Annotated in this window: 23 protein-coding genes, 1 tRNA gene and 2 pseudogenes; 13 read left to right on the top strand and 13 right to left on the bottom strand. The window is 74.2% G+C overall.

What is annotated here, in order from left to right; genetic code table 11:
- Positions 1 to 61: 61 nt before the first annotated feature.
- Positions 62 to 580, bottom strand: a complete 519-nt coding sequence (locus EFE23_RS15275; RefSeq protein WP_123241591.1) for a PadR family transcriptional regulator — start codon at positions 578 to 580, stop codon at positions 62 to 64.
- A gap of 164 nt (positions 581 to 744) precedes the next feature.
- Positions 745 to 3,489, bottom strand: coding sequence for a pyruvate dehydrogenase (acetyl-transferring), homodimeric type (gene aceE / locus EFE23_RS15270; protein ID WP_123241590.1), 2,745 nt, complete (start codon positions 3,487 to 3,489; stop codon positions 745 to 747).
- Between the two features lie 182 nt (positions 3,490 to 3,671).
- On the opposite strand from aceE, the gene EFE23_RS15265 reads away from it, so the two are divergent.
- Positions 3,672 to 4,037, top strand: a complete 366-nt coding sequence (locus EFE23_RS15265) for a hypothetical protein (RefSeq protein WP_148058453.1) — start codon at positions 3,672 to 3,674, stop codon at positions 4,035 to 4,037.
- Between the two features lie 23 nt (positions 4,038 to 4,060).
- Positions 4,061 to 4,465: a YjbQ family protein gene (locus EFE23_RS15260; RefSeq protein WP_199737086.1), complete on the top strand. Its 405-nt coding sequence runs from the start codon at positions 4,061 to 4,063 to the stop codon at positions 4,463 to 4,465.
- A gap of 144 nt (positions 4,466 to 4,609) precedes the next feature.
- Here the strand turns inward: EFE23_RS15260 and EFE23_RS15255 are convergent.
- Together EFE23_RS15255 and EFE23_RS15250 are read right to left on the bottom strand one after the other, a co-directional pair.
- A pseudogene (locus EFE23_RS15255) lies at positions 4,610 to 6,255 on the bottom strand (alkaline phosphatase D family protein).
- A gap of 126 nt (positions 6,256 to 6,381) precedes the next feature.
- Entirely contained in the window at positions 6,382 to 7,152 is a 771-nt protein-coding gene (locus tag EFE23_RS15250) for a helix-turn-helix transcriptional regulator (RefSeq protein ID WP_123241587.1), read from the bottom strand.
- A gap of 98 nt (positions 7,153 to 7,250) precedes the next feature.
- On the opposite strand from EFE23_RS15250, the gene EFE23_RS15245 reads away from it, so the two are divergent.
- From EFE23_RS15245 to EFE23_RS15220, 6 genes are all read left to right on the top strand, one after another.
- On the top strand, positions 7,251 to 8,693 hold the full coding sequence (locus EFE23_RS15245; RefSeq protein ID WP_199737085.1) for an MFS transporter: 1,443 nt from the start codon (positions 7,251 to 7,253) through the stop codon (positions 8,691 to 8,693).
- A 77-nt stretch (positions 8,694 to 8,770) separates the two neighbouring features.
- A complete protein-coding gene (locus EFE23_RS15240; RefSeq protein ID WP_123241586.1) occupies positions 8,771 to 9,241 on the top strand; it encodes a MarR family winged helix-turn-helix transcriptional regulator in 471 nt (156 codons plus the stop codon).
- 51 nt (positions 9,242 to 9,292) lie between these two features.
- A complete protein-coding gene (locus tag EFE23_RS15235; protein WP_123241585.1) occupies positions 9,293 to 11,902 on the top strand; it encodes a transketolase C-terminal domain-containing protein in 2,610 nt (869 codons plus the stop codon).
- 111 nt (positions 11,903 to 12,013) lie between these two features.
- Positions 12,014 to 12,451 (top strand): DUF3052 domain-containing protein, encoded by a 438-nt coding sequence (locus EFE23_RS15230; RefSeq protein WP_123241584.1) that lies wholly within the window; start codon positions 12,014 to 12,016, stop codon positions 12,449 to 12,451.
- 79 nt (positions 12,452 to 12,530) lie between these two features.
- Positions 12,531 to 12,998, top strand: a complete 468-nt coding sequence (locus tag EFE23_RS15225) for a peroxiredoxin (protein ID WP_123241583.1) — start codon at positions 12,531 to 12,533, stop codon at positions 12,996 to 12,998.
- A gap of 84 nt (positions 12,999 to 13,082) precedes the next feature.
- Positions 13,083 to 13,157: transfer RNA gene (locus EFE23_RS15220), tRNA-Val, on the top strand.
- A 66-nt stretch (positions 13,158 to 13,223) separates the two neighbouring features.
- Here the strand turns inward: EFE23_RS15220 and EFE23_RS15215 are convergent.
- From EFE23_RS15215 to EFE23_RS29760, 3 genes are all read right to left on the bottom strand, one after another.
- Entirely contained in the window at positions 13,224 to 13,922 is a 699-nt protein-coding gene (locus EFE23_RS15215; RefSeq protein WP_123241582.1) for a DUF4386 domain-containing protein, read from the bottom strand.
- Between the two features lie 159 nt (positions 13,923 to 14,081).
- Entirely contained in the window at positions 14,082 to 14,504 is a 423-nt protein-coding gene (locus EFE23_RS15210; protein ID WP_123241581.1) for a GNAT family N-acetyltransferase, read from the bottom strand.
- A gap of 10 nt (positions 14,505 to 14,514) precedes the next feature.
- Positions 14,515 to 14,937, bottom strand: a complete 423-nt coding sequence (locus tag EFE23_RS29760; protein ID WP_199737083.1) for a DivIVA domain-containing protein — start codon at positions 14,935 to 14,937, stop codon at positions 14,515 to 14,517.
- Between the two features lie 218 nt (positions 14,938 to 15,155).
- On the opposite strand from EFE23_RS29760, the gene EFE23_RS15200 reads away from it, so the two are divergent.
- Positions 15,156 to 15,905 (top strand): M23 family metallopeptidase, encoded by a 750-nt coding sequence (locus tag EFE23_RS15200; protein WP_123241580.1) that lies wholly within the window; start codon positions 15,156 to 15,158, stop codon positions 15,903 to 15,905.
- On the opposite strand, the gene EFE23_RS15195 is transcribed toward EFE23_RS15200, so the two are convergent.
- Positions 15,872 to 16,096, bottom strand: coding sequence for a hypothetical protein (locus EFE23_RS15195; RefSeq protein ID WP_123241579.1), 225 nt, complete (start codon positions 16,094 to 16,096; stop codon positions 15,872 to 15,874). The two genes, EFE23_RS15200 and EFE23_RS15195, sit on opposite strands and share 34 nt — an antisense overlap.
- Before the next feature lie 69 nt (positions 16,097 to 16,165).
- Here EFE23_RS15195 and EFE23_RS29555 point away from each other — a divergent pair.
- From EFE23_RS29555 to EFE23_RS15185, 3 genes and pseudogenes are all read left to right on the top strand, one after another.
- Positions 16,166 to 16,309 (top strand): annotated as a pseudogene (locus EFE23_RS29555) (hypothetical protein); the annotation flags it as partial.
- A 540-nt stretch (positions 16,310 to 16,849) separates the two neighbouring features.
- Complete coding sequence (locus EFE23_RS15190; protein WP_123241578.1) at positions 16,850 to 18,334, top strand: NCS2 family permease; 1,485 nt, start codon at positions 16,850 to 16,852, stop codon at positions 18,332 to 18,334.
- Positions 18,335 to 18,563: 229 nt separating this feature from the next.
- Entirely contained in the window at positions 18,564 to 18,959 is a 396-nt protein-coding gene (locus tag EFE23_RS15185) for a GNAT family N-acetyltransferase (RefSeq protein ID WP_123241577.1), read from the top strand.
- Between the two features lie 143 nt (positions 18,960 to 19,102).
- On the opposite strand, the gene EFE23_RS15180 is transcribed toward EFE23_RS15185, so the two are convergent.
- The gene (locus tag EFE23_RS15180) at positions 19,103 to 19,657 is read right to left on the bottom strand and encodes a uridine kinase family protein (protein ID WP_123241576.1); all 555 of its coding nucleotides are present in this window, start codon (positions 19,655 to 19,657) and stop codon (positions 19,103 to 19,105) included.
- A gap of 37 nt (positions 19,658 to 19,694) precedes the next feature.
- On the opposite strand from EFE23_RS15180, the gene EFE23_RS15175 reads away from it, so the two are divergent.
- The gene (locus tag EFE23_RS15175; RefSeq protein WP_123241575.1) at positions 19,695 to 20,492 is read left to right on the top strand and encodes an alpha/beta fold hydrolase; all 798 of its coding nucleotides are present in this window, start codon (positions 19,695 to 19,697) and stop codon (positions 20,490 to 20,492) included.
- Here EFE23_RS15175 and EFE23_RS15170 read toward each other — a convergent pair.
- From EFE23_RS15170 to EFE23_RS15155, 4 genes are all read right to left on the bottom strand, one after another.
- Positions 20,464 to 21,831 (bottom strand): beta-propeller domain-containing protein, encoded by a 1,368-nt coding sequence (locus EFE23_RS15170; RefSeq protein WP_123241574.1) that lies wholly within the window; start codon positions 21,829 to 21,831, stop codon positions 20,464 to 20,466. The two genes, EFE23_RS15175 and EFE23_RS15170, sit on opposite strands and share 29 nt — an antisense overlap.
- A complete protein-coding gene (locus tag EFE23_RS15165) occupies positions 21,828 to 22,361 on the bottom strand; it encodes a SigE family RNA polymerase sigma factor (protein ID WP_233600994.1) in 534 nt (177 codons plus the stop codon). The genes EFE23_RS15170 and EFE23_RS15165 overlap by 4 nt, the downstream gene beginning before the upstream one ends.
- Before the next feature lie 68 nt (positions 22,362 to 22,429).
- On the bottom strand, positions 22,430 to 23,170 hold the full coding sequence (locus tag EFE23_RS15160) for an SDR family NAD(P)-dependent oxidoreductase (RefSeq protein WP_123241573.1): 741 nt from the start codon (positions 23,168 to 23,170) through the stop codon (positions 22,430 to 22,432).
- Positions 23,171 to 23,557: 387 nt separating this feature from the next.
- Positions 23,558 to 24,493, bottom strand: coding sequence for an aminoglycoside phosphotransferase family protein (locus EFE23_RS15155; protein WP_199737082.1), 936 nt, complete (start codon positions 24,491 to 24,493; stop codon positions 23,558 to 23,560).
- Positions 24,494 to 24,499 lie beyond the last annotated feature (6 nt).

Genomic DNA, 24,499 nt, shown 5'->3' with positions numbered 1-24,499 from the left:
GCGATGGTGATGGTCCGGCGTTCCCGCCAGGGACGCCGGACCATCGTCGAATCCGCCACCGTCAGCCGGCGCGCAGCTCCGCGATCGCGCTTCGGAGCCACGAGCGCTCGGCCCGGCTGATGTCCCGGGCCATCACCAGCATTCCCCGCCGGAAGAGGTCCGTCTGCTCGGCGGCCCGCTGCGGTCGCTCGCCGGTGTGGAAGAAGCTCGCCGGCTGGTCGAGGAAGGCCAGCCGGCGTTCGAGCACCGTGGCCTGCGCCGCCGGATCGTCGAGCTGGCCGAGGAAGGCCAGCAGGGTGAAGAACCGGTTCTGGTCGGTGACGTCGAGGTCGGCCGGCTCGCGCAGCCGCCGCGACAGCTCCGCCCGCCCGGCGTCGGTGAGCGAGAGGGTGTGTCGGGGCGCCGCGGCAGCCCCGGGTTCCTGTTGCCGGCTGACCAGTCCGGCCCGCTCCAGCCGGTTGATCGCCGGATAGAGGCTGCCGTCGCTGACCGGCCGGGCGTAGCCGGCCAGGCGCGCGATGCGGACCTTCAGCTCGTAGCCGTGCAGCGGCCCCTCGCCCAGGAAACCGAGGATCGACACGCCCGCTGCCCGGCGCCCGGCGTCAAGATCGTGCTCGATCCGGCTTGTAGGGGCATCCGGTCCGATCCGAGGCCACTACATCCCGGATCGAGCGCGACAGCGGGCTGGGCACGAAACGGCGAAGGGGCCCGGCGCGGAGCGCCGGGCCCCTTCGTTCGGATCAGTCAGCTGTCGCCGCCGGTCTCGCCGACCGGGGCCGCGTTGACGTCCTCCAGCGCGTACTTCTTGGCGGCCTCGGCCGGCACGTGGGCCGGCACCGCACCGCGGAGGGCGAGCTGCCGCAGCGCCGCGACCGCCACCGACTCGGCGTCGACGTGGAAGTGCCGGCGCAGCGCGTGCCGGGTGTCCGACAGGCCGAAGCCGTCGGTGCCGAGCGAGGTGTAGTCGCCGGGTACCCAGCGGGCGATCAGGTCCGGTACCGCGCGCATCCAGTCGCTGACCGCGACCTTCGGCCCGTCGGCGTCGGCCAGCTTCCGCTGGATGTACGGCACCCGCTGCTCGCCGCCCGGGTTGAGCAGGTTGTGCTCCTCGCACTCCACCGCGTCCCGGCGCAGCTCGGTCCAGGAGGTCACCGACCAGACGTCGGCGGCCACGCCCCAGTCCTCGGCGAGCAGCTTCTGCGCCTTGAGCGCCCACTGCATGCCCGTGCCGGAGGCCAGGATGTTGGCCTTCGGCGCGTCCCCGTCCACCTGGGGGGCCGGCGAGTAGCGGTAGATGCCCTTGACGATGCCCTCGACGTCCACGCCCTCCGGCTCGGCCGGCTGGAAGATCGGCTCGTTGTAGACGGTGAGGTAGTAGAAGATGTTCTCCTGCGCCTCGCCGTACATCCGGTGCAGGCCGCTCTCCATGATGTGCGAGATCTCGAAGGCGAACGCCGGGTCGTAGGCGGCCACCGCCGGGTTCGTGGCGGCGAGCAGCAGCGAGTGGCCGTCCTCGTGCTGCAGGCCCTCACCGTTGAGCGTGGTCCGGCCGGCGGTCGCGCCGAGCAGGAAGCCCCGCGCCATCTGGTCGGCCGCGGCCCACAGCCCGTCGCCGGTCCGCTGGAACCCGAACATCGAGTAGAAGATGTAGAGCGGGATCATCGGCTCGTCGTGCGTGGCGTACGACGTGCCGGCCGCGGTGAACGAGGCGACCGAGCCGGCCTCGTTGATCCCCTCGTGCAGGATCTGGCCGGTGGTGGCCTCCTTGTACGACAGGAACAGCTCCCGGTCCACCGAGGTGTACCGCTGGCCGTGCGGCGAGTAGATCTTCGCCGTCGGGAAGAGCGAGTCCATGCCGAAGGTGCGGGCCTCGTCCGGGATGATCGGCACCCAGCGCTTGCCGAACTCCTTGTCCTTCATCAGGTCCTTGAGCAGGCGGACGAAGGCCATGGTGGTGGCCACCTTCTGCTTGCCCGAGCCGCGCTTGACGTCGGCGAACCGCTCGGGGCCGGGGATCTGGAGGGTCTTGCCGGTGGTCCGGCGGGTCGGCAGGTAGCCGCCGAGCTGCTTGCGCCGCTCGTGCAGGTACTCCATCTCCTCGGATTTCTCGCCCGGGTGGAAGTACGGCGGGAGGTAGGGGTTGTCCTCCAGCTGCTTGTCCGGGATGTCCAGGTAGAGCCGGTCGCGGAAGAGCTTGAGGTCCTCCAGCGTCAGCTTCTTCATCTGGTGGGTGGCGTTGCGGGCCTCGAAGTGCGAGCCCAGCGTCCAGCCCTTGATGGTCTTGGCCAGGATCACCGTCGGCTGGCCGGTGTGCTCCATGGCCGCCTTGTAGGCCGCGTAGAGCTTGCGGTAGTCGTGGCCACCCCGCTTGAGGTTCCAGATCTCGTCGTCGCTCAGGTGCTCGACCATCTTGCGGGTGCGCGGGTCGCGGCCGAAGAAGTGCTCCCGCACGTACGCCCCGGACTCCGCCTTGTAGGTCTGGTAGTCACCGTCGGGCGTGGTGTTCATCAGGTTGACCAGCGCGCCGTCGGTGTCCGCGGCGAGCAGCGGGTCCCACTCCCGGCCCCAGACCACCTTGATGACGTTCCAGCCGGCGCCCCGGAAGAACGCCTCCAGCTCCTGCATGACCTTGCCGTTGCCCCGCACCGGGCCGTCGAGCCGCTGCAGGTTGCAGTTGATCACGAAGGTGAGGTTGTCCAGCTCCTCGCGGGCGGCCACGCCGATCGCGCCGAGCGACTCGACCTCGTCCATCTCACCATCGCCCAGGAACGCCCAGACGTGCTGCTGCGAGGTGTCCTTGATACCCCGGTGGTGCAGGTAGCGGTTGAACCGCGCCTGGTAGATCGCGTTCATCGGGCCCAGGCCCATGGACACGGTGGGAAACTCCCAGAAGTCCGGCATCAACCGCGGGTGCGGGTACGACGGCAGGCCGCCACCCGGGTGGGACAGCTCCTGCCGGAAACCGTCGAGCAGGTCGGCGCTGAGCCGCCCCTCCAGGAAGGCCCGCGCGTACATGCCGGGAGAGGCGTGACCCTGGTAGAAGATGTGGTCGCCACCGCCCGGGTGGTCCTTGCCCCGGAAGAAGTGATTGAAGCCCACCTCGTAGAGCGAAGCGGAGCTGGCGAACGTGGAGATGTGCCCACCCACGCCGATCTCCGGCCGCTGCGCCCGGTGCACCAGCATCGCCGCGTTCCACCGGATGTACGCCCGGATCCGCCGCTCGATGTGCTCGTCACCCGGGAACCACGGCTCGCGCTCCGGCGGGATGGTGTTGATGTAGTCGGTGGTGGTCAGGGACGGCACCCCGACCTGACGCTCGCGGGCCCGCTCCAGCAGGCGCAGCATCACGTAGCGGGCACGCTTTGTCCCGCGCTCGTCGATGACACCGTCGAGCGACTCGACCCATTCGCTGGTCTCTTCAGGGTCGATGTCCGGAAGCTGGCTCGGCAGACCAGCGGTGATCACCGGGCGCTTGCGTTCCGTAGCCACAGGCGTTCCCTCGGTTCTGTGTGGGATAGGTCTCTAGCGCCATCCTGCCCCCTCGTGGCGCTCGTCGTCACGTCTCCCTCCCCCAGACGCGACGCTGAACACAGGTACTCACCAGTAACTTTGTGCGATCACCGTGCGCGCCGACCCGGGGGCCGCTGGACCCGCCCGGCTACCCTGCCGCCATGCGCGGGCGACCGGTACTGGTGGGTGTGGCGTTGACGGGCGTGGGCCTGGCGGTCCTGGCGGTCTCCGCCGCGACTCTCGTGCCCGCGATCTCCAGTGCCCGGGACTGGGGTCCGGCGCCGCTGCTCGGCGCCGGCGTCGGTGTGCTGCTGATGCTGGGCGGTGCGGGGAAGGTCCGCGAGCGGCGGTCCGTTCCGGTCCGTCCGGGCGGCCCCTCGGCGGGCTTCCTCGGTGCGTCGACCCAATCCGGCGCCGCCGGCGCGGACTTCACGTTCGACTGGAGCGGCGGCGGTGACTGCGGTGGCGGCGGAAGCAGCGGGGGCGGCGGCGGTGGTGACTGTGGCGGCGGCGGGGGCGGCTCCTAAGCCGTTGGGGCAGAATGCGCCGTATGCGCAGTGAGGTGATCAGCGTCCAGACCGGGTCCCGGCCGACCGTCCGGGACATCACCGCCGAGGCCGAACGCTTCGTCTCCGGCCAGGGGGACGGGCTGCTGCACGTCTTCGTGCCGCACGCCACCGCCGGGCTGGCGATCATCGAGACCGGGTCCGGCTCCGACGACGACCTGCTGCGGGCGATCGACGACCTGCTCCCCGCCGACGACCGGTGGCGGCACCGGCACGGCTCGCCCGGGCACGGCCGGGACCATGTGCTGCCGGCCTTCGTCCCCCCGTACGCGACCCTGCCGGTGCTCGGCGGCCGCCTCCAGCTCGGCACCTGGCAGTCGATCTGCCTGGTCGACACCAACGGCGACAACCCCACCCGCAAGGTCCGCCTCTCCTTCCTCCCCGCCTGACGCCCCCGGCACCCGCCCGACGAGCGGCCTCGTTCACGGAAAGAGTGGCCATCCCGCGTCGGATGACCACTCTTTCCGAGAATCAGCGCGCACCGCGGGAGGGGCGCGCCCCGCGGGAGGGGCGCACCCCGCGGGAGGGGACTGTCAGGGGCGGACGGTCTCGGCGTCGACCGTCTGCTGGCCGAGGTCGGCGGGGGAGTCCGGAGCGGCGGTCCGGGCGGCGGCCGGCGGGCGGTCGTACGTCTGGTGCAGCCCGGGGACCCGGTCCTCGATCACGAACGTGGCCCGGGTGTACGCGGGCGCGTCCGGCCGGCGCACGTACGGCAGCACGTCGAAGTTCGCGGCGAGCTGGGCCGGGGTGATCGTGGTGCGGACGTACCCGCGCAGGTTGTTGTGGAAGCGCAGGTGCGGGTTGAACTTCAGCCACGGGTGCGAGCCGGTGGGCGAGTCGGCGCCGTCGCCGGTGGAGGTGATCGACGAGCAGACCAGCTCGCTGCCGACCGTCCGGGAGGTCGGATCGGCGTAGTCGAGCTTCAGGTCGCTGGCCCAGTGCGCGTGCACGTCGCCGGTGAGCACCACCGGGTTGCGCACCCCGGCGGCCACCCAGCCGCGGGTGATCCGGTCCCGGGAGGCGACGTACCCGTCCCAGGCGTCCATGCTGGTCACCGTCAGCGGGCCGGAGTTGTTGTCCCGCTGGGCGAAGAAGACCTGCTGGCCGAGGATGTCCCAGCGGGCCTCGGAGCGGCGGAAGCCGTCCAGCAGCCACGCCTCCTGCTCGGGCCCGGTGATCGACCGCGCCGGGTCGTACGCGGCCGCGCAGCTCTGGTATCCGTCGCCGCACGCCTGGTCGTCCCGGTACTGGCGGGTGTCGAGCATGTGGAAGGTGGCCAGCCGGCCCCACCGGACCCGGCGGTAGAGCTGCATGTCGATGCCACGCGGGATCGAGGTGCGGCGCAGCGGCATGTTCTCGTAGTAGGCCTGGAACGCCGCCGCCCGGCGGGCCAGGAAGTCCGGGTCCGGCGCCTCGGGCACCTCGTCGGCCCAGTTGTTCTCCACCTCGTGGTCGTCGAAGACCACCACCCACGGCGCCACCGCGTGCGCCGCCTGCAGGTCGGCGTCGGTCTTGTACTGGGCGTGCCGCTGCCGGTAGTTGGCCAGCGTCCGGGTCTCCGGCCCCTCGTGGTCGCGCGGGTTGCCGCCCGGCACCGTGTAGGTGTCCCGGGCGTACTCGTACTGGTAGTCGCCCAGGTGCAGGATCAGCTCCGGCTCGGTCTCGGCCAGCCGCCGGTAGGCGGTGAAGTAGCCGTGCTCGTACTGCGAGCAGGAGACGAAGCCCATGGCCAGGGCGGACGGCATGGCCCACGGCGCGGGCGCGGTGCGGGTGCGGCCGATGGGGGAGGCGTACCCCTCGACCCGGAACCGGTAGAAGTACTCCCGGGCGGGGGAGAGGCCGGCCAGCTCGACATGCACGCTGTGCGCCGACTCCGGCCGGGCCAGCTCGGTGCCGCGCCGGACCACGTACCGGAAGTTCTCGTCGGCGGCCAGTTCCCAGTGCACCGGGACGATCCGCGCCGGCATGCCGCCGAGACCGTCCTCGGCCAGCGGCTCCGGGCCAGCCGGGTCCACAGCACGAAACCCTCGTGGTCCGGGTCGCCCGAGGCGACACCGAGGGTGAACGGGTCGCGGCGCAGCGGGCCGGCCGCGGCCGCCGCGGCGGGCAGGCCGGTGACGGCGCCGGCGGCGCCGAGCGCCGCGCCGCTGAGCAGGATGGTACGTCGGGACAGTGCCACGGTTTCCTCCCCGGAGCCCGGTTCTCTCGGCTGCGGGGAGCGTCGCGACCGGGCATGGCCGGCAGGTGACCGGCAGGCGGCCGGCGGTGGCACTTCTTGCCGAACACTGTCCGACGAATGGCGCTTTCAGCCGAGCAGCCGCCGCAACTGGCCCGGGGTGTGCCCGAGCTGCGCGCGGACCGTGCGGGTGAGGTGCGCCTGATCGGCGAAGCCCAGCTCGGCGGCGAGCGCGGCGAGGCTGTCCACCCCGTCCTCCAGCCGGTCCAGCGCCCGCCCCACCCGCAGCCGGTTGCGGTAACGGGTCAGCGGCACCCCGACCAGCGCCTGGAACTCCCGGCTCAACCGGTACGGCGAGACGCCGAGCGACCGGGCCAGCGGGAGCAGCCCCGCCGCGTCGGGGTGGTCGTCGCGCAGCGCGGCCCGGGCCCGCTCCACCAGCCGCCGGCTGTGCCCGACGCTCCCGGCCGCCGGCCCGGTGGCGGCCGCGAGCAGCCGGACCAGCCGCTCGGCGGCGGCGTACTCCGGGTCGGCGCCGGCCCGCAGCAGCAGCCGGTGGGCCAGGTCGACCCGGGCGTCCACGTGCACCACGCCGGGCAGCGGCCGGTCGGCGAACAGGTCCCGCCACAGGCGCTCGGACAGGTGCACGGCGGTGCAGTCGTCCCCGCCCGCCGGGTGGGCGTACCGCTCCTCCTCGCCCGGCACGGTCAGGTAGGCGATGGTCGGCTCGACGAACTCCTCGCCGGCCCGCCCGGCCCGCCGGAAGCCGCCCCGCCGGGTCAGCACCATCCCGTACCCGGTGGCCTGCTCGGGTGGGGACCAGCCGGTGTGGTCGTCCCGGCAGCGCACCGCGGTGACCCGGAAGTCCGGGTGCCGGAGCAGCGGCGTCGCGGTACGCACCCGGTGAGCGTAGGCCGCCGGGGTGACGGAAACGTCGGCGGCGGGCGCCGCAAGGATCGACAAGACCGGGGGTGGGCGCCGCGGGCAGCGTGGCGGACGTGACCGACTCGACGCCGCGGCCCGCCGCGCTGCTCGCCGTCCTGCTGACCGGACAGACGATGGCCTCCATGGACACCTCGATCGCGGCCGTCGCGGCGCCGGCGATCCGGGCGGACCTGGCCGGGCCGCCGGCCGTGCAGCAGCTGGTGCTCGCCGGCTACACCCTGACCTTCGCCGTGCTCGTGGTGACCGGGGCGCGGCTCGGCGCCCGGCACGGGTACGCCCGGATGTTCCGGCTCGGCCTGGCCGGGTTCACGGTCGCCTCGCTGGCCTGCGGGCTGGCACCGGGACCGGTCGCGCTGGTGCTCGCCCGCGCGGTGCAGGGGGCCGCCGGCGCAGTGCTGGTGCCGCAGGTGCTGTCGCTGATCCAGGCGCGCTTCGCCGGCGCGGCGCGGGGCCGCGCGATCGGGGCGTACTCGATGGTGCTGGCGCTCGGGGTGGCCGCCGGCCAGGTCGCCGGCGGGCTGCTGGTCACGCTCGACCTGGCCGGCCTCACCTGGCGCAGCGCCTTCCTGGTCAACGTGCCGGTCGGGCTGGTGCTGTGGCTCGTCGCCCGCCGCGTGCTCGCCGGGCCGCCGGTCGCGCCGTCCGGGGAGGGCCTGGACGTCCCCGGCGTGGCGCTGTTGTCGGCCGCGATGCTGGCCCTGGTGCTGCCCCTGGTGTTGGGTCGGGACCTGGGCTGGCCCGGTGCGGCCCAGGCCGTCGCGGTCGCCGCCGGCGCCGTCGGGCTCGGGCTCTTCGTCGGGTACGAGACCCGCCGCGCCCGGCGGGGGCGGGATCCGCTGCTGGACGTGGCGGTGCTGCGCCGGCCCGGGGTGGCGGCCGGGCTGCTCGCCTGCTGCGTGGTGATGGGCTGCTACGCCGGGTTCCTCTTCGTGCTCACCCTGCGCCTGCAGGACGGGCTGGGCTTCACCGCGCTGGCGGCGGGGCTGGCCTTCCTCCCGTACGCCTCGGGTTTCGCGCTCTGCGGCCTGGCGGTGCCGCGCCTGCCGGAGCGGATCCGGGGCCTCCTGCCGGTGGTCGGGCCGCTGGTGCTGGCGGCGGTGGTGGCGGTGCTCGCCTGGACGTCGCGGGACGGCTGGCCATGGCCGGCGGGCAGCGGGCTGCTGCTGGCCGGCGGCGCGGCGCACGCGGCCGCGTTCAGCCCGCTGGTCGGCCGGCTCACCGGGATCGTGCCCGTCGCCTCGGCCGCCGCGCTCTCCGCGCTGGTCTCCACCGGCACCCTGCTCGCCGCCGTCCTCGGGGTGACCGCGATCGGCGGTCTCCACCTGGCCCTGGCCGCCGCCGGCCGGTCCGCCGCCGCCCTGTCGGTGCCGCCGGCCGCCCTCACCGCCGCCCTGCTCGTCACGGGTGCCCTGGCCGCCCACCGCGCCCTCCGCCCGCCTCCGGCCCCACCCCGCGTCGAGCACCAACCGGTCGCCGCGCCACGGGTCAGCGGTTGACGGCTGCCGCCCCGCACGCGGGTGGCGCTCAACCGTGGAGGCGCTCAACTACTTGCCCGGAAAGTAGGATGTGCGGTATGGCGCAGCCGAACGCCCCGACCAGCCGTGACCGCGCCGACCTGGCGGGCGACACGGTGCGCCGGATCATGCACATCGCGGCCGCGATGCGGCACTACCAGGACGTGGGGATCGGCGAGCTGGGCCTCACCCCGGCGGCCGCCCGCGCCCTGCACGAGCTGGACCCGGACCGCCCGCTCCCGGCCCGGGACCTCGCCGCGCGGCTGGGCTGCGACCGGTCCAACGTCACGGCTCTGGTCGACAAGCTGGAGCAGGCCGGGCTGGTGGAGCGGCGCGGCGACCCGGCCGACCGGCGGCAGAAGACGCTCGTGGTGACCGACGCCGGCCGGCGGGTCCGGGAGCGGGTGCGGCAGGTGATGTCGGACTCCCGACTCCTCGACGGGCTCGGCGCCGACGAGCTCGCCAGCCTGCGTGAGCTGGTCTGGAAGGTGTCCGACGGAGGCTGCCCCGAGCGGTGCGGGGAGGACTGAGCCGCCCCGGGCGGAACGTGTCCGGGTGGGCGACCTGGCCCCTCGTCGGTAATGCTGTCCGACGTGACCACCCCGCACGATCTCGACGACCGGGTCCGGGCGGCCCTGAGCGGACTCGGCGCCCCCGCCCAGCGGCGTGACCTCGGCGAACTGCTGTCCGACGGCGCGCCGCTGACCGGCGCGCAGGCGCTGGCCCTCTTCGACGCCCAGGTGACCAGCCGGCTGCTGGACCTGGCCGGACGGTGGCTGCGCAGCTTCGGCGAGGGGTACTACACCATCGGCTCGGCGGGGCACGAGGGCAACGCCGCCGTGGCCGCCGCGCTGCGCCCCACCGACCCCGCCCTGCTGCACTACCGCTCCGGGGCGTTCTACTGCCTGCGGGCCGCCCAGGCGGCCGACGACTACCCGGCCGGCCAGGCTCCCGGGGCGTCGGCCGCCCGCGGCACCGAAGCGCCCGGCGACCCCGGCCGAGAGGCGTCCACCGGCGCTCCGGCCGGCACCGCCCCTGATCCGGCCCCGGCGGACCCGGATGGCCCGGCGGGCGACGACCCGGCGGGCGCCGGCCCGGCCGGAGCGGCCGCGCCGGCGATCGAGCCGGACCCGGACGCCTCTGACGCGGCGCGACTGCCGATCGGCGCCGCCGTCGTGGTCGACGCCGCCGGCGAGGCCACCGTCGACGCGCCGCCGCTGCCCGCACCCGACCCCGACGACGGGTACGCGGCGGCGGCGCGGGACGTGCTGCGCGGGATGGTCGCCTCGGCGCGGGAGCCGATCGCCGGGGGCCGGCACAAGGTGTTCGGCCGGGCCGACCTGGCCGTCATCCCCACCACCTCCACCATCGCCTCCCACCTGCCCCGGGCGGTCGGCATGGGACTCGCCCTGGAACGGCTGCGCCGGGTGGGCAACCCCCGGCGCGCCGACGGGGACGACACCCCCGGCTCGCCCTGGCCGCCGGACGCGATCGTGGTCTGCTCGTTCGGCGACGCCTCGGTGAACCACGCCACGGCCACCGCCGCGTTCAACACCGCCGGCTGGTACGACCACACCGGCCTGCGCATCCCGGTCCTGTTCGTCTGCGAGGACAACGGGCTCGGGATCAGCGTCCGCTCGCCGGAGGGCTGGGTCGAGGCGACCCTGCGCGCCAAGCCGGGGATCCGCTACTTCGCCGCCGACGGCACCGACCCGGTCGAGGCGTACCGGGTGGCGGCGGAGGCGGCGGGCTGGGTGCGCCGGCACCGGCGCCCCGCCGTGCTGCACCTGCGCACCGTACGGCTGATGGGGCATGCCGGGGCGGACGCCGAGACCGCGTACCGGAGCCCGGCCGAACTCGCCGCGGACGCCGCGCGGGACCCGCTGCTGGCCACCGCGCGGACGCTGGTCGAGGCGGGTTTCGCCGCCGGGGCGGAACTGCTCGCCCGGTACGACGAACGCGGCTGGCAGATCCGCCGGATCGCCGAGGAGGTGCTCGACGAGCCGAAGCTGGCCTCCCCGGCCGAGGTGCTCGCCGAACTGGCCCCGCGCCGGCCGGCCCGGGTCGCCCGGGCGGTGGCCGAGGCGGCGGAACGCGCGGCCGGGCCGGGCGCGGGCGCGCGGGCCGAGGCGTTCGGCGGCAAGCCGCCGGAGCTGGCCGGCCCGCTGACCCTGGCGCAGAGCATCAACGCGGCGCTCGCGGACGGGATGCTGGACCACCCGGGGATGGCCGTCTTCGGCGAGGACGTCGCCGCCAAGGGCGGGGTGTACGGGGTGACCAAGGGGCTGCGGGACCGGTTCGGCGCGGCCCGGGTCTTCGACACGCTGCTGGACGAGACGTCGATCGTCGGGCTCGGGCTGGGCGCCGGCGTGGCCGGGATGCTGCCGGTGCCGGAGATCCAGTACCTGGCGTACCTGCACAACGCCGAGGACCAGCTGCGGGGCGAGGCCGCCACCATGCGGTTCTTCTCCCGCGGCGCGTTCCGCAACCCGATGGTGCTGCGGGTCGCCGGGCTGGCGTACCAGGAGGGGTTCGGCGGCCACTTCCACAACGACAACTCCCTGGCGGTGCTCCGGGACGTGCCGGGGCTGGTCATCGCCGTGCCGGCCCGGCCGGACGACGCCGCGCCCATGCTGCGCACCTGCCTCGCCGCGGCGGCGGTGGACGGCACCGTCTCCGTCTTCCTGGAGCCGATCGCGCTCTACCACACCCGCGACCTCTACACCGAGGGCGACGGCGAATGGCTGGCCGAGTACGCCGAGCCGGGGGCCTGGGCCGCCCGGCACGTCCCGGTCGGCCGGGCCCGGGTGTACGGGGTCGGCTCCGCCGAGGACGTCACGATCATCACGTTCGGCAACGGCATACCCATGTCGCTGCGCGCGGCGGCCACCCTCGCCGACGAGGGGATCGGCACCCGGGTGGTGGATCTGCGCTGGATCGCGCCGCTGCCGGTGGCGGACGTCATCCGGGAGGCCTCGGCCACCGGTCGGGTGCTGGTCGTCGACGAGACCCGCCGGTCCGGCGGGGTGGGCGAGGGGGTGATCGCCGCGCTGGTGGACGCGGGTTACGTCGGCGCGGCGCGCCGAGTGGCCGGACTTGACTCGTTTGTACCATTAGGCCCGGCGGCGCGTCAGGTTCTGGTCTCTCCGGAAGCCATTACCCAGGGTGCCCGTACGCTGCTGGCACGGTAAATTCCGTTCCACCCGGTGCGCCACTTGCGCGGGGAGCCACAACTGTGTGGACTTGGCCCGACGGTGTCGGACGACGCCGCGAGCAGGGATGAGATGAGGAGGCACGCGACAGTGAGCGCGACCGCTGGTCAGGCCGCCGACGGGGTACGCAGCCTGGCGGACCGGTTCGGGATCGAGCCGGGGATGGTCGTCATGGAGATGGGGTACGACGAGGACGTCGACCAGGATCTCCGGGACGCCCTGACCGACCGCTGTGGAGAACTGGTCGACGAGGACACCGACGAGGTGGTCGACGCGGTTCTGGTCTGGTACCGCGACGGCGACGGCGACCTCTTCGAGCTCCTCGTCGACGCCCTCGGACCGCTCGCCGACGCCGGCGTGGTCTGGGTGCTGACGCCGAAAGCCGGCCGGGACGGTCACGTCGAGCCGAGCGAGGTCGCGGAGAGCGCGCAGACCGCCGGCCTCCAGCAGACCTCCACGATCAACGCGGGCCGTGACTGGAGCGGCGCGCGTCTCGTGCTCCGGCGCGGGTCGAAGAGCAAGAAGTAGCCCGGCCCACCGTGCCCGGCGGCCGCCGTCGCCGGGTGTGGCAGGCTGATGATCTCCAGACCCGACCCGAGGAGTACGCATGCCCATCGAGGTTGGCGCCGAGGCGCCCGACTTCGTGCTCAAGGACCAGAACAACCAGGAGGTCCGGCTCGCCGACTTCCGCGGCCGGCGCACCGTGCTGCTGGTGTTCTACCCGCTCGCCTTCACCGGCATCTGCCAGGGCGAGCTGTGCGAGGTCCGGGACAACCTCAACGAGTACGTCAACGACGACGTGCAGGTGCTGACCGTCAGCGTCGACTCGGTCTACGCGCACAAGATCTGGGCCGACCGGGAGGGCTACCAGTTCCCGCTGCTGGCCGACTTCTGGCCGCACGGCGCGGTGGCCCAGGCGTACGGCGTCTTCAACGACGTCGCGGGCATCGCCAACCGGGGCACGTTCGTGATCGACAAGGCCGGCGTGGTCCGGTTCGCCGAGATGAACATGCCCGGCGAGCCCCGCGACCAGCAGGGCTGGCGCAAGGCCCTCGCCGAGGCCGTCGCCGCCTGATCCCACCCCAGGCACGCCGTGTTCGACCGGGTCGGAGGCCGGCAGGTAAGCTTGCCGAACTCCGGCCCGCCGTACGGGCGTTCCGGGCGCGTAGCTCAGTGGGAGAGCACTCGCCTTACAAGCGAGGGGTCGCAGGTTCGAAACCTGCCGCGCCCACCAACACCACCAGCGAAAACCGGCCCGATCGTGGCTGCGCGAACAGCGGCCCGGCCGTGTTCTCGACGGTCAGACGGCGGCGTCCTGGGCGGGCCGAGCGCTGGTGGCGGCCATTCCCGCGGTGACCGGGGCGGCCCTGAAGCCTTTGACGATCAGGTAGACGCCCAGCGAGAACTCCCACATCGCGATGGGAATGGCCGCGATCGCCGCCACCGGAGACAGCCGGTCCCAGAGGCCGAACAGTATGCCGGCGTCCGAAACGACGAGCAGGGGCGCCCCGACGAGTCCGAGCACGGGAAGAACCCGCGGCACGAGGCGCGACTGGTACAGCAGGGAACCCAGCAACAGGGCGTTCACGGCCGGGATGAAGCCCTGGCTGAGAAGGAAGATCGAGTCATAGATGGCGACCAGCGCTTGGCCGGTGACCAGGGCGTCAGCTCCGGCCGGCCGCAGGGCCACGACCGTCAGGAGGCTCGCGACGCCGACGAGGATGCCGGCGGCTTCGAGGACCCGGGCACCGACGAAGCCCAGCGCTCGGGCTTCGCCCTGCCGCTTGACCACCGGATAGAGGACGACGGCGGTGCCGATGACGGCGAGGGCGACGATCACTTCAAGGACGCCGCCGATGACGACCGGGGTTTCCGACGTGGTGCCGGCGATGTAGTCCGGATCGTGCACCGGACCGTACAGGGCGAGGGTCGGAATCGAGACGAAGGTCATCACGTAGAACCCGCCCGCGGCCAGCGAGGTCCTCCTCAGTACGTCCATCGGGACTCCTTTCCCGGTCGTTCCATCGATGACGGTCCTGCCGTCACCCTCATGCGGACCGGTGTGATGGCGAATCGGCCGCTCGGGCAATCCTCGCGGCGTCAATGGAAACGCGGACGAGCCGCACCGGCTCGCACCGGTACCCGCCGACCGGCCCGATCAGGAGGCGGCCGGCTCCCAGAACAGGAGCTGACGGTGCTGGCTGAAGCCGTTGCGCAGGTAGAAGTCGACCGCGCGGCGGCCGGAGTGGACGGTCACGTGCAGCAGCCCCCTGGTCCGGGCCTCGGCCAGGATCGCGGCCATCAGCGCGGCGCCGATACCCCGGTTGCGGTACTCCTCGCGGACCATGACCGACTGGATGTCGCCGTACCACCGGTCCGGCGACCCGTTGCCGGGCACCCGTTCCGCGACGAGCAGCCAGGCGGCGCCGACCACGTACCCGTCGACCTCGGCGACGAACGGCAGGTGCGTCTCCGCATGGGCGGCCACCCAGTCGGCGTACGCCCCGAGCTGGTCCCCGTCGATGCCGCGCAGTTCCGCCAGCACCGCCACATCCGCCACGCCGGCCCGCCGCACGATCATCCGGCGGAGTCTAGGCGAGCCCGTCGCCGGCGGTGCCCCTCACCTCACCGGAATTCGCGGTCTCCGTCGTCCCGGCCGCGTCGGCGTGCGCCCGGTCCACGATCAGCCGGGCGGTCGCCCGGGCCTCCGACAGGATCCGTTCGGCCTCGCGCTCGGCGGTGGCCCGGTGGTCGTCAGCCTGCCGCTCGGCCAGGCGAAGGATCTGCTCGACCCGGGTACCCAGCCCGGAGAGCGTCGGCCGCCCATCCGTCGACTGCGCCGCCGTCTCGTCGCTGACCGCATCCGGCGACGAGCGGAAGAAGGCCAGCGCCACCCCCGCCACGCCGACGGCGACGCCGGGCCAGACGGCGGCTGCGCCGATCTGAGCGCCGCCCACGGCGCCGACGCCGAGCCCGACCAGCAGCGCCGAGAGCGAGGTGGCAGGTCTGTTCATCGGCCCTCCCCGGCAGCACCGCGCATGCGATCCGCTCCACGGTCGCACGCCACGTCAAGCCCCCTGCCTCGCCGGTCACCTGCGGCTCGCGGCGGCGACGGGACTCGCCCCGGTCCGGCATCCTGGAAGCCATGCCCGGTCGGACCTGTGCCGACAGCGCGGGGACCGGTCGGTCCCGGCCGGCGCACCGAGGCGGCACGGGTGGTGGGGAGCTCATGATGAGTCGGGCGGCTGGGCCGTCGGGACCGGCGCAGCCGGTGGCGTTGCGGCTTCCGTTCCGCGGCACCTGGATTGTCCGCAACAGTCCGGCCCGGCGCGTCCCGAGCCACGGCACGCACGCCTTCGGGGCGAGCCACGCCATCGACTTCGTCGCCGTCCGTGCCGGGCGGACGGCAGCGGTGCGGGACTGGCGGACCGTCCTGGCGGTCGAACCGGTGGACCGGTTCCACGCCTTCGAGCAGCCGATCCTCGCGCCTGCCGGTGGGCGGGTCGTGTCGGCGCAGGACGGTGAGCCGGACCTGGTCGCCCGCCGCTCACCCCTCGCCGGCATCGGGTACGCGCTGAGCCAGGCGTCGCGGGCGCGGCGGGGCGCCCGTGGGCTGGCGGGCAACCACGTCGTCCTCGACCTGGCGGACGGCGGGCCGTACCTGGTGGTCGCGCACCTGCGGCAGGGCACGGTGGCGGTGCGCCCCGGGGAGACGGTGGTCGTCGGCCAGGCCCTGGGCCGGTGCGGCAATTCGGGCAACTCCACCCAGCCGCACGTGCACCTTCAGGTGATGGACGACGCCGACCCGTTCACCGCCACCGGCGTGCCGATCGTCTTCCGCGACTACCACGTCCGCCGCCGCGACGGCGCCGAGGAGTTGGTGCGGCGCGGCGTGCCGGACAACGGCGACGTCGTCGAGGCCGTCGAGCCGGGCACACCTGCGGCCGGTCATGCCGGCTCCGGGCCGCCCGGCATCGGGTAGCGGGCGGCCACGGCGATGGCGTCGTCCGTGCGCCCGGCCGCCACGTACGCCAGGATCACCGGCTCCAGCAGGCTGACCCGGTCCCGCTCCCGGCCGAGGTCACCGTACGCGGAGGCGAGCTCGACCCGGGCGACCCGGGTGTCGAGGGTGTCCGGCCGGGTCAGCGCTAGCCTGCGATCGTGCGGCGACACCTTTGCGCGCTCGTCACCGGCCCGGCACGGACGGCGGTGCAGCGGTGGCGGTGCACCTGGGACCCGGTGATGGCCGCCGTCGTGCCGGCCCACATCACGGTCACCTACCCCGAGGAGACCGTGGACGAGGCGCTGCTGCTGCGCCGCGCGGAGCGTCTGTCCGGCGTCGCGGCGCCCTTCCGGCTGCGGATGGGCGAGGTGTTCGCCGAGGACGGCGGTCGGGGCGGGGTCTTTGTCGCCGTGGACGACGTCGACGGCGGCTGGTCCCGCCTTGCGGTGGGAGTTCGCGGTGCGGGAGGTGCTCTACACCGAGACCACGGCCCGCACCTTCACCGTGCTGCGCCGGTTCCCGCTGGCCGGGGGCCGCCAGCCCTGATCACGGGCGGCGGGGAAGACCGGGGCGGCCACCGTCGTGATCATGCCCCGGTTGTCGGCGCACCCCGGATACCGTCCGGCCCCGGCACCGGCGGCCGGCCGACGCCCTCGACGCCGACCGGCTCGCCCGCCACCGGTCCCGGACGTGACCTTGGCCACGCCCCCCTCGGACGGGGGCTCAGGAGCAGGTCAACCGCTGGCTAGAGTGGGCGCTGCGAAGTCGCGCCCCGACCAGGGTGCGGCTTCGTAGCGCTTCACGGGATCCGTGAAGCCCAGCCGTTCCGACGTTCTCCGGGCCAACCGAATCGGAGCGGCTGCACCCCCACCGCCCGGCCGGCGCGTCCGGCGGGCCAACCCGGAACGGAGTACGTCCACGCCATGAGCGTGACTACGCAGGATCCTGCTGCCCCGGTCGAGCCGGCGGAACCCGCCGCGCGCGGCCGCCTCGACCGCTACTTCGAGATCACCCGCCGGGGCTCGACGGTCAGGCGCGAGGTGCTCGCCGGGCTCACCACGTTCGCGACGATGGCGTACATCGTCGTGCTCAACCCGCTGATCATCGGCACCGCCCCGGACAAGGACGGCAACCTGCTCGGCATCGCGCCGGTCGCCGGGGTCACCGCCCTCGTCGCCGCGGTCATGACGATCATGATGGGCGTGGTCGGCCGGGTGCCGTTCGCCGTGGCGACCGGCCTGGGCCTGAACGCCTTCGTCGCGTACGCCGTCGCCTCGCAGATGACCTGGGCCGAGGCGATGGGCCTGGTGGTGATCGAGGGTCTGATCATCACCGTGCTGGTGCTCACCGGCTTCCGGAAGGCCGTCTTCCAGGCCATCCCGGCCGAGCTGAAGGCCGCCATCGCGGCCGGCATCGGCCTGTTCATCGCGCTGATCGGCTTCGTCGACGGCGGTTTCGTCCGGGGCAGCACCGGCGTGCCGCTGCAGCTCGGCTCCGGTGCCAACGGCACCCTGCACGGCTGGCCCACGGTCGTCTTCGTGGTCGGCCTGCTGGTCACCGGCATCCTGGTCGCCAGGAAGGTGAAGGCCGGCGTGCTGATCGGCATCGTCGCCACCACCGTCATCGCCGTGATCGTCAACGCGTTCGCCAAGCCCGGTGGCGCCTTCACCGCCGACGGCAAGCCCAACCCGGACGGGTGGCGGCTCAACGTCCCGGCCCTGCCGGACCCGCTGGTCAAGGGGCCCGACCTGCACCTGCTCGGCAACGTGTCGTTCGGCGCGTTCGCGCACGTCGGTCTCGTGACCGCGCTGCTGCTGGTCTTCACCCTGGTCCTCGCCGACTTCTTCGACGTGATGGGCACCACCGTCGGCCTGGCCAAGCAGGCCAACCTGGCCACCGAGGACGGCACCGACATGCCGCGTCTGGGCAAGGTGCTCTTCGTCGACGGTGTCGCCGCGGTCGCCGGCGGTGCCGGCAGCGCCTCGTCGGCCACCACCTACGTGGAGTCCTCCTCCGGCATCGCGGACGGTGGCCGTACCGGCCTGACCAGCGTGGTCACCGGCGTGCTCTTCCTCGGCGCGCTGCTGCTCACCCCGCTGGTGTCGCTGGTGCCGAGCGAGGCCGCCGGCCCCGCCCTGGTGATCGTCGGCGCGCTGATGATCCGCCAGGTGAAGGACATCGACTTCACCGACGTGGGCGTCGCCGTCCCGGCGTTCCTGACCATGACGCTCATGCCGTTCACCTACTCGATCACCAACGGCATCGGTGCCGGCTTCGTCAGCTGGGTGGCGATCCGGGTCGCGCAGGGCAAGGCCCGCCAGATCCACCCGCTGATGTGGGCCGTCGCCGCCGCGTTCGTGATCTACTTCGGCATCAACCTGGTCAAGGCCGTCACCGGCGTCAGCTGACCGGTCGTCCGCCGCGCCCCCGCTGCCCCTGGCCCGAGGCAGCGGGGGCGCGGCGTATCCGGATCATGGGTTAGGGTGTCATCGCGCGGACACGCGACCGTCGTGGGCGCAGGGGGAGATGAGGCCATGGATCGCCATGAGCTTCCTCCACCATGCCTTCTTCCGGGTCGCGCGCTGACTGACTGAGACACCGCGGCCCGGGTCGCTCCACGACTTTGGGAGTTTCGCGTTGTCCTTTCCTGACCTGACCACCGACCGTCTCGTGCTGCGCCATTGGCCGGCCGAGGAGGCCGAAGCCGTCGTCGCCGGTGAGCGCCGCCCGCACTGGGCGGCGGACTACCCCTTCGAGGGTGACCGGATGATCGCCGGCCTGCTCTCCCGCGAGCCGGACCGGCCGCACGGGCACTTCCAGATGATCGAACGGGAGACCGGCCTGACCGTCGGCGGGATCGGGCTGAAGCTGCCGGCCGTCGACGGCGCGGTCGAGTTCGGCTACGGCGTCGTGCCGTCCCGGCGCTGCCGGGGCTACACCACCGAGGCCGCCCGGGCGCTGGTCGCCTTCGCCCGCACCCTGCCCGAGGTGGCGGAGGTCCTCGCCACCGTGAACCCGGCCAACGCGCCGTAGGTCCGGGTGCTGGAGAAGGCGGGCCTGCGCCGCACCGGCACCGTGGCGTCGGACGAGGGGCCGCTGTACCGGTACGTCGCCGGGTAGCCCCCGATTCGGGTGCGTTTGTTGTCGCCCCGGCGACAACAAACGCACCCGGAGGGTCACCCCGAGGCGTCCACCCGCAGGTCGGCCCGGTCCCGGGTGCCGTCGGCGGCGAAGAACGCCGCCTCCTCCCGCATCCACCGCTGCCACAGGTCGTGGTGCTCGGCGCCGTCGCGGGCCAGGCCGCGAGCCAGCCGCACGGCCGGATCGGCCTCCACCCAGATCGCGTACGCGAGGCGCCCGACCGTCTCCCGCCGGGTGCAGGTGACCCCCTCCAGGATCACCAGCGGCTGCCACGGCAGCGTCTTCCAGCCGCCCAGCGAGTCGCCCCGCCAGTCGCTGGCCCAGTCGCGCACCTGCCAGTGCGCGTCCCGGCCGGCGAGCAGCGGGGTGAGCACCTGCGCCTCGAAGCGCGGCCACCAGCCGGCGAAGCCGTCCCAGGAGACGAAGTCGTCGATCTCCACGATCGGCGCCCCGGTCAGCGACGCCAGCCGGCCGGCGAAGGTGCTCTTGCCGGCGCCGCTCGGCCCGTCCACCCCCACGATGCGGATGCCGTTGACCGGCTCGCGCCGCAGGATCGCCGCGCGCAGTTCGTCGTCGGAAAGATCGGTCACGCGTCGACTCTGCCAGAACCCCGGTCGTTGTAGGGACATGAGCTACGCCGACGTCAACGGGCTGCACGTCTGGTACGAGGTCCACGGGACCGGCCGCCCGCTGGTGCTGCTGCACGGCGGCTACGGGTCGGTGGAGATGTTCGGCCCGATCCTGCCCGCGCTCGCCGCCCGCCGTCGGGTGATCGCCGTCGACCTGCAGGGCCACGGCCGTACCGTCGACGTGGACCGGCCGCTGCGGTACGAGTCGATGGCCGACGACGTCGCCGCGCTGCTGCGCCACCTCGACCTGCCGGCGGTGGACCTGCTCGGCTACTCGCTCGGCGGCGGGGTGGCCCTGCGTACCGCGATCCAGCATCCGGCGCTGGTCCGCCGGCTGGTGCTGCTCTCCACCCCCTACCGGCGGCGGGGCTGGTATCCGGCGGTGCTGGCCGCGATGGCCGCCCACGGCGCGCAGGTCGCCGAGCAGATGCGCGGCACCCCGCCGCACGAGCTGTACGAGCGGGTGGCGCCGCGCCCGCAGGACTGGCCGACGCTCTGGGTCAAGACCGGTGAGCTGCTGCGCCGCGAGTACGACTGGTCGGCCGAGGTGGCCGCGCTGGCCCTGCCGGTGTTGCTGGTCTACGCCGACGCCGACTCCATCCCGGTGCACCACATGGCCGAGTTCTTCGGGCTGCTCGGTGGCGGGCACCGGGACGCCGGCTGGGACGGCAGCGACCGGCCGGCGTCCCGGCTGGCGGTGCTGCCCGGTCTCACCCACTACGACGTCGTCGGCTCCCCGGCGGTGCCGGGCGTCGTGCTGCCCTTCCTCACCCACGAACTCCGCGCGCCCGAGTGACCACCCGGCGGGCCAGGAGCCCGCCGAGCAGCAGCAGGGCGACCGACCCGGCCCACCACCAGAACCGACCGCCCACCCCCCAGGGCGGGTCGGCGTCGCGGATTCGTCCGGAGTGGACGACGTTGTCCGCCACGTCGATCGCGAGCACCTGCTCCGGCGCGGTGAGCACGGTGGTGGGTGCGGCGGCCCCCGGGACCAGCGCGAGCACCGCCACCGACCGCACCAGGCCGTACGTCGTCCGCTGGTCCATCTCCATCGGCTCGTCGAACCGGGCCGGCGCCGCCGGCTCCGGCCGGTACGCGACCACCAGCGCGGAGCCGTCGGGTCGCCAGCCGAGCAGCCGGATGGTGGTGACCCCGGTGACGGCGGGCAGCTCCAGCGCGCCCAGGTCCCGGCCGGTGGCCGGGTCGGCGCGGCGCAGCCGCCAGCGGTCGGTGCCCGGATCCCGGCCGACCAGGGCCAGGCTGCCGTCCGGCAACCAGGCGCCCTTGCCCGCCAGCCCGGTGTCGGGCGACAGCGGGAACGACGAGATGCGCTGCCCGTCGGTGCCGGCGATCAGCACCTTGTCGCCGATCCGCCAGGCGAGCCGGCTACCGTCGGGCGAGAACGCCACCGGGCTGCCGAAGATCGGCAGCTGCTCGGCCTCGAGCAGGCGGACGGCCCGGCCGCTGTCGAGCCGGACCAGGCTCAGCACGTTCAGGTGGGCGCCGCCTTCGGGGTTGGCCGGAACGGTGTCCCGGACGACCAGCGACGTCCCGTCCGGGGCCCAGCCGGCCGGCTCGGTCAGCGCGCTGCCCGGCACCACGCTGGGCAGGTGTCGCACCACCCCGTCGACGAGGTCCACGAGGTCGACCCGGGGGTGCCCGCTGCTGCCGCCGGGCACGGCGATCCGCCGGCCGTCGGGGGAGAGCAGCACGCTCTCACCGACCGGCGCCTCGTAGCCCACCTCGTAGGTGCGGTAGCGGTCCGTGTCGGCCCCGACGATCCCGATGGTGCCGTTCTCGTCCAGCAGCCCGGTGAGCCCTCGCGCCTGGCCGCTGAAGATCACCGACGCCCGGCCGAGCCGGGGCCGGTCGGTGGCGTGCAGCGCGCCGAACACCGGCAGGCCGATCCGGTCGGGCAGCGCCGGTCCGTCCGCGCCGGCCGGCGCCGGTCCCGGCCCCGGGCCGCCGCCGCGCCCGACCAGTGGCACGAGCGCCACCAGCAGCAGGACCGCCGCGACACCCGCCGCCATCCGCCGCCGCGTCCGGCGCGCCGTCCGCACCGCCCGGTCGTGCACCGGGTACGCCGGCACGTCGGCCGCCGCCTCCCGCAACGCCTCCCGCAGCCGTACGCTCATCGCCCGCTCCTCTCCGCCGTCCGCTCCACCAGGTCCGGGACGAGATCGCGGAGCCGGCGGACGGCGTCGTGGCCGTGCCGCTTGACCGTGCCGAGCGAGCAGCCCAGCGCCTCGGCCACCTGCGCCTCGGTGAGGTCCTCGTAGAACCGGAGCACCACCACCGTCCGCTGCCGGGGCGTGAGCCGGCGCAGCGCGGCCACCACGCTCAGCCGCAGCGCGGTGGCGTCGGCGTGGTCGCCGCCGCCGCGCTCGACCGGCGCCGCATCGAGGCGTTCGGCCACCCGGCGTCGCCGCCACCAGGAGACCTGCTGGTGGTACATGACCCGGCGCACGTACGCCTCCGGGTCGCCGTCGCGGATCCGCCGCCAGTGCCGGTACGTCCGGGCCAGGGCGCTCTGCAACAGGTCCTCGGCGAGCTGGTGGTCCCCGGTGAGCAGGTACGCGGTCCGGGACAGCGCGGGCGAACGCTGCACCACGAACTCGTGGAACGTCTCCGACATGCCCACCCCCTCGCCCACTACAGACGCCATCCACCGGGTGAATGGTTGGGGGACGGGGCGGGCGGGTGCGGAGCCGGGTCCACACCCGCCCGTCGCGGTCAGATGGCGAACCCGCCGTCGGCGTCGATGACCGCCCCGGTGACGTACCCGGCGTCGGGGCCGGCGAGGTGGGCCACCACGGCGGCGATCTCGGCCGGGGCGGCGTACCGGCCGAGGGCGGTGAGGCCGGCGACGGCCTGCGCGTTCGGCCCGTCCGCCGGGTTGGCGTCGGTGTCCGTGGGGCCGGGGTTCACCAGGTTGACGGTGATCCCCCGGGGACCCAGCTCGCGGCCGAGTCCCTTGGTCAGGCCGACCAGCGCGGTCTTGCTCATCGAGTAGAGCGCGAGGCCGGGGAAGGGCGCCCGGCGGGCCACGTTGCTGCCGATGTTGATGATCCGCCCGCCCGCACCCAGGTTCCGGGCCGCCGCCTGCGCCGCCAGGTACGGCGCCCGCACGTTGACCGCGAGCGTCCGGTCCAGCTCGTCCCGGCCCAGCCCGTCGACCGGCCCGACCAGGAACACCGCCGCGTTGTTCACGAGGATGTCCAGCCGGCCCAGCTCGGCGACGGTGCGGTCCACCGCCGCGCGGACCGCCTCCGGGTCCGCGCTGTCGGCCGCGAGCACCAGCGCCCGCCGGCCGGTGGCCTCGATCTGCTTGCCGACCACGGCGGCCCGCTCGGCGTTCGTCTCGTAGGTGAGGGCCACGTCGGCCCCTTCGGCCGCCAGGCGTACCGCGGTAGCCGCGCCGATGCCCCGTCCGCCGCCCGTGACCAGGGCGACCTTTCCGTCCAGTGTCGTCATGGGACCAGCCTCGCCGCCGCGGCAGGTCGGGTCTGGCGGCGATCGGACGACGCGTTGCCCCGGCCCGGCTCACTCGCCGCCGACGGCAGGCTGCCCGGCCGTCGGCCCGCGTGATCGACTCGACGTGCGGCAAGGCGCGGCCTCGCGCGCTGGCTGCCGGGGGCACGGCCGTTGGCCCGCGTGATCGACTCGACCTGCGGCAAGGCGCGGCCTTGCGGCTTGCGGAGGCGCGATTTGCCGCAGGCGGAGTGGATCAGGGCCGGCAGGGCTCCGGGAGGGCGCGACCTGCGGCAGGCGGAGTCGATCAGCGCCAGCGGGCCTCGGGGAGGGCCGACCTGCGGGCATGCGGAGTCCATCAGGGCCGCTGGGGGCCGAGCGCCGGGCCGGTCAGGGCAGGCGGCGGGCGAGCCAGGGCAGCAGCGCGTCGCCCTGAAGGCGCTGGAAGGCGCGGACCGTGGGGATGCCGGGCGGGGGCGGCTGCCGGGCGCCGTCCAGGAAGAAGCCGGCGAATCCGGCCAGCACCCCGGTGACGCCGGCCGGGTCCGCGTCGGCGGTGAGTGGCCGGGCGCACACCAGGGCCTCCGGATCGTGCCCGCCGTGCACCTGGACGTTGACCAGCACCAGCAGGCTGTCCAGCCAGGCCGGTCCCCGGCAGGCCCACGGCCAGTCGACCACGTTGACCGTGCCGTGCGGCCCGAGCAGCAGGTTGTCGGCGCGGATGTCCAGGTGGCACAGGGTGTCCCCGCCGAGCGCGGCGAGTCCGCGCTCGGCGGCGGCGCACAGCTGCGGCAGCCGGTCCCGGGCCCACGGGTCCAGGTCAGCCGGCGGGTCCGCGGCGATCCGCCGCCAGCCGGCGAAGTCGTACCCGAGTTGCTCGGCGGCCGTGGGGGCCGCCGCCACCGGCGCCGGGGTGAGCACGGCGGCCATGGTCTCCAGGGTGGACAGCACGGCGGCCAGCTCGGCGGGCTGCCACGGGGTCACCGGATGCCGGCCCTCGACGTCGGTGAAGACCAGCGCCACCCAGTCGCCGTCGTCGTAGCTGCCGAGCAGCCGGGGCGTCGGGGTGCCGGGTGGCAGCGCGGCGGCGATCAGCGCCTCCGCCCGGTGCATGCCGGGACTGCGGTCGTTCTGCGCCGGGCTGACCGCCTTGACGAAGGCCCGCCCACCACCGGCGGTGCGGACCCGGTCGGCGGTGCCGGGGGAGAAGCCGCCGGGCTGCGACTCCGCCGCCACCACCCGGTCGCCGAGGATCTCCTCGACCGCGCCCCGGACGGGCCCGGGCAGCTCGGCCCAGCGGAGCCGGCTCTTCGTCAGGCTGGTCACCGCCCC

This window comes from Micromonospora solifontis (assembly GCF_003725545.1).
Lineage (GTDB): Bacteria > Actinomycetota > Actinomycetes > Mycobacteriales > Micromonosporaceae > Micromonospora > Micromonospora solifontis.
Note: the sequence above shows the minus strand (reverse complement) of the source record. Positions and strands in the feature narration are given on the sequence as shown.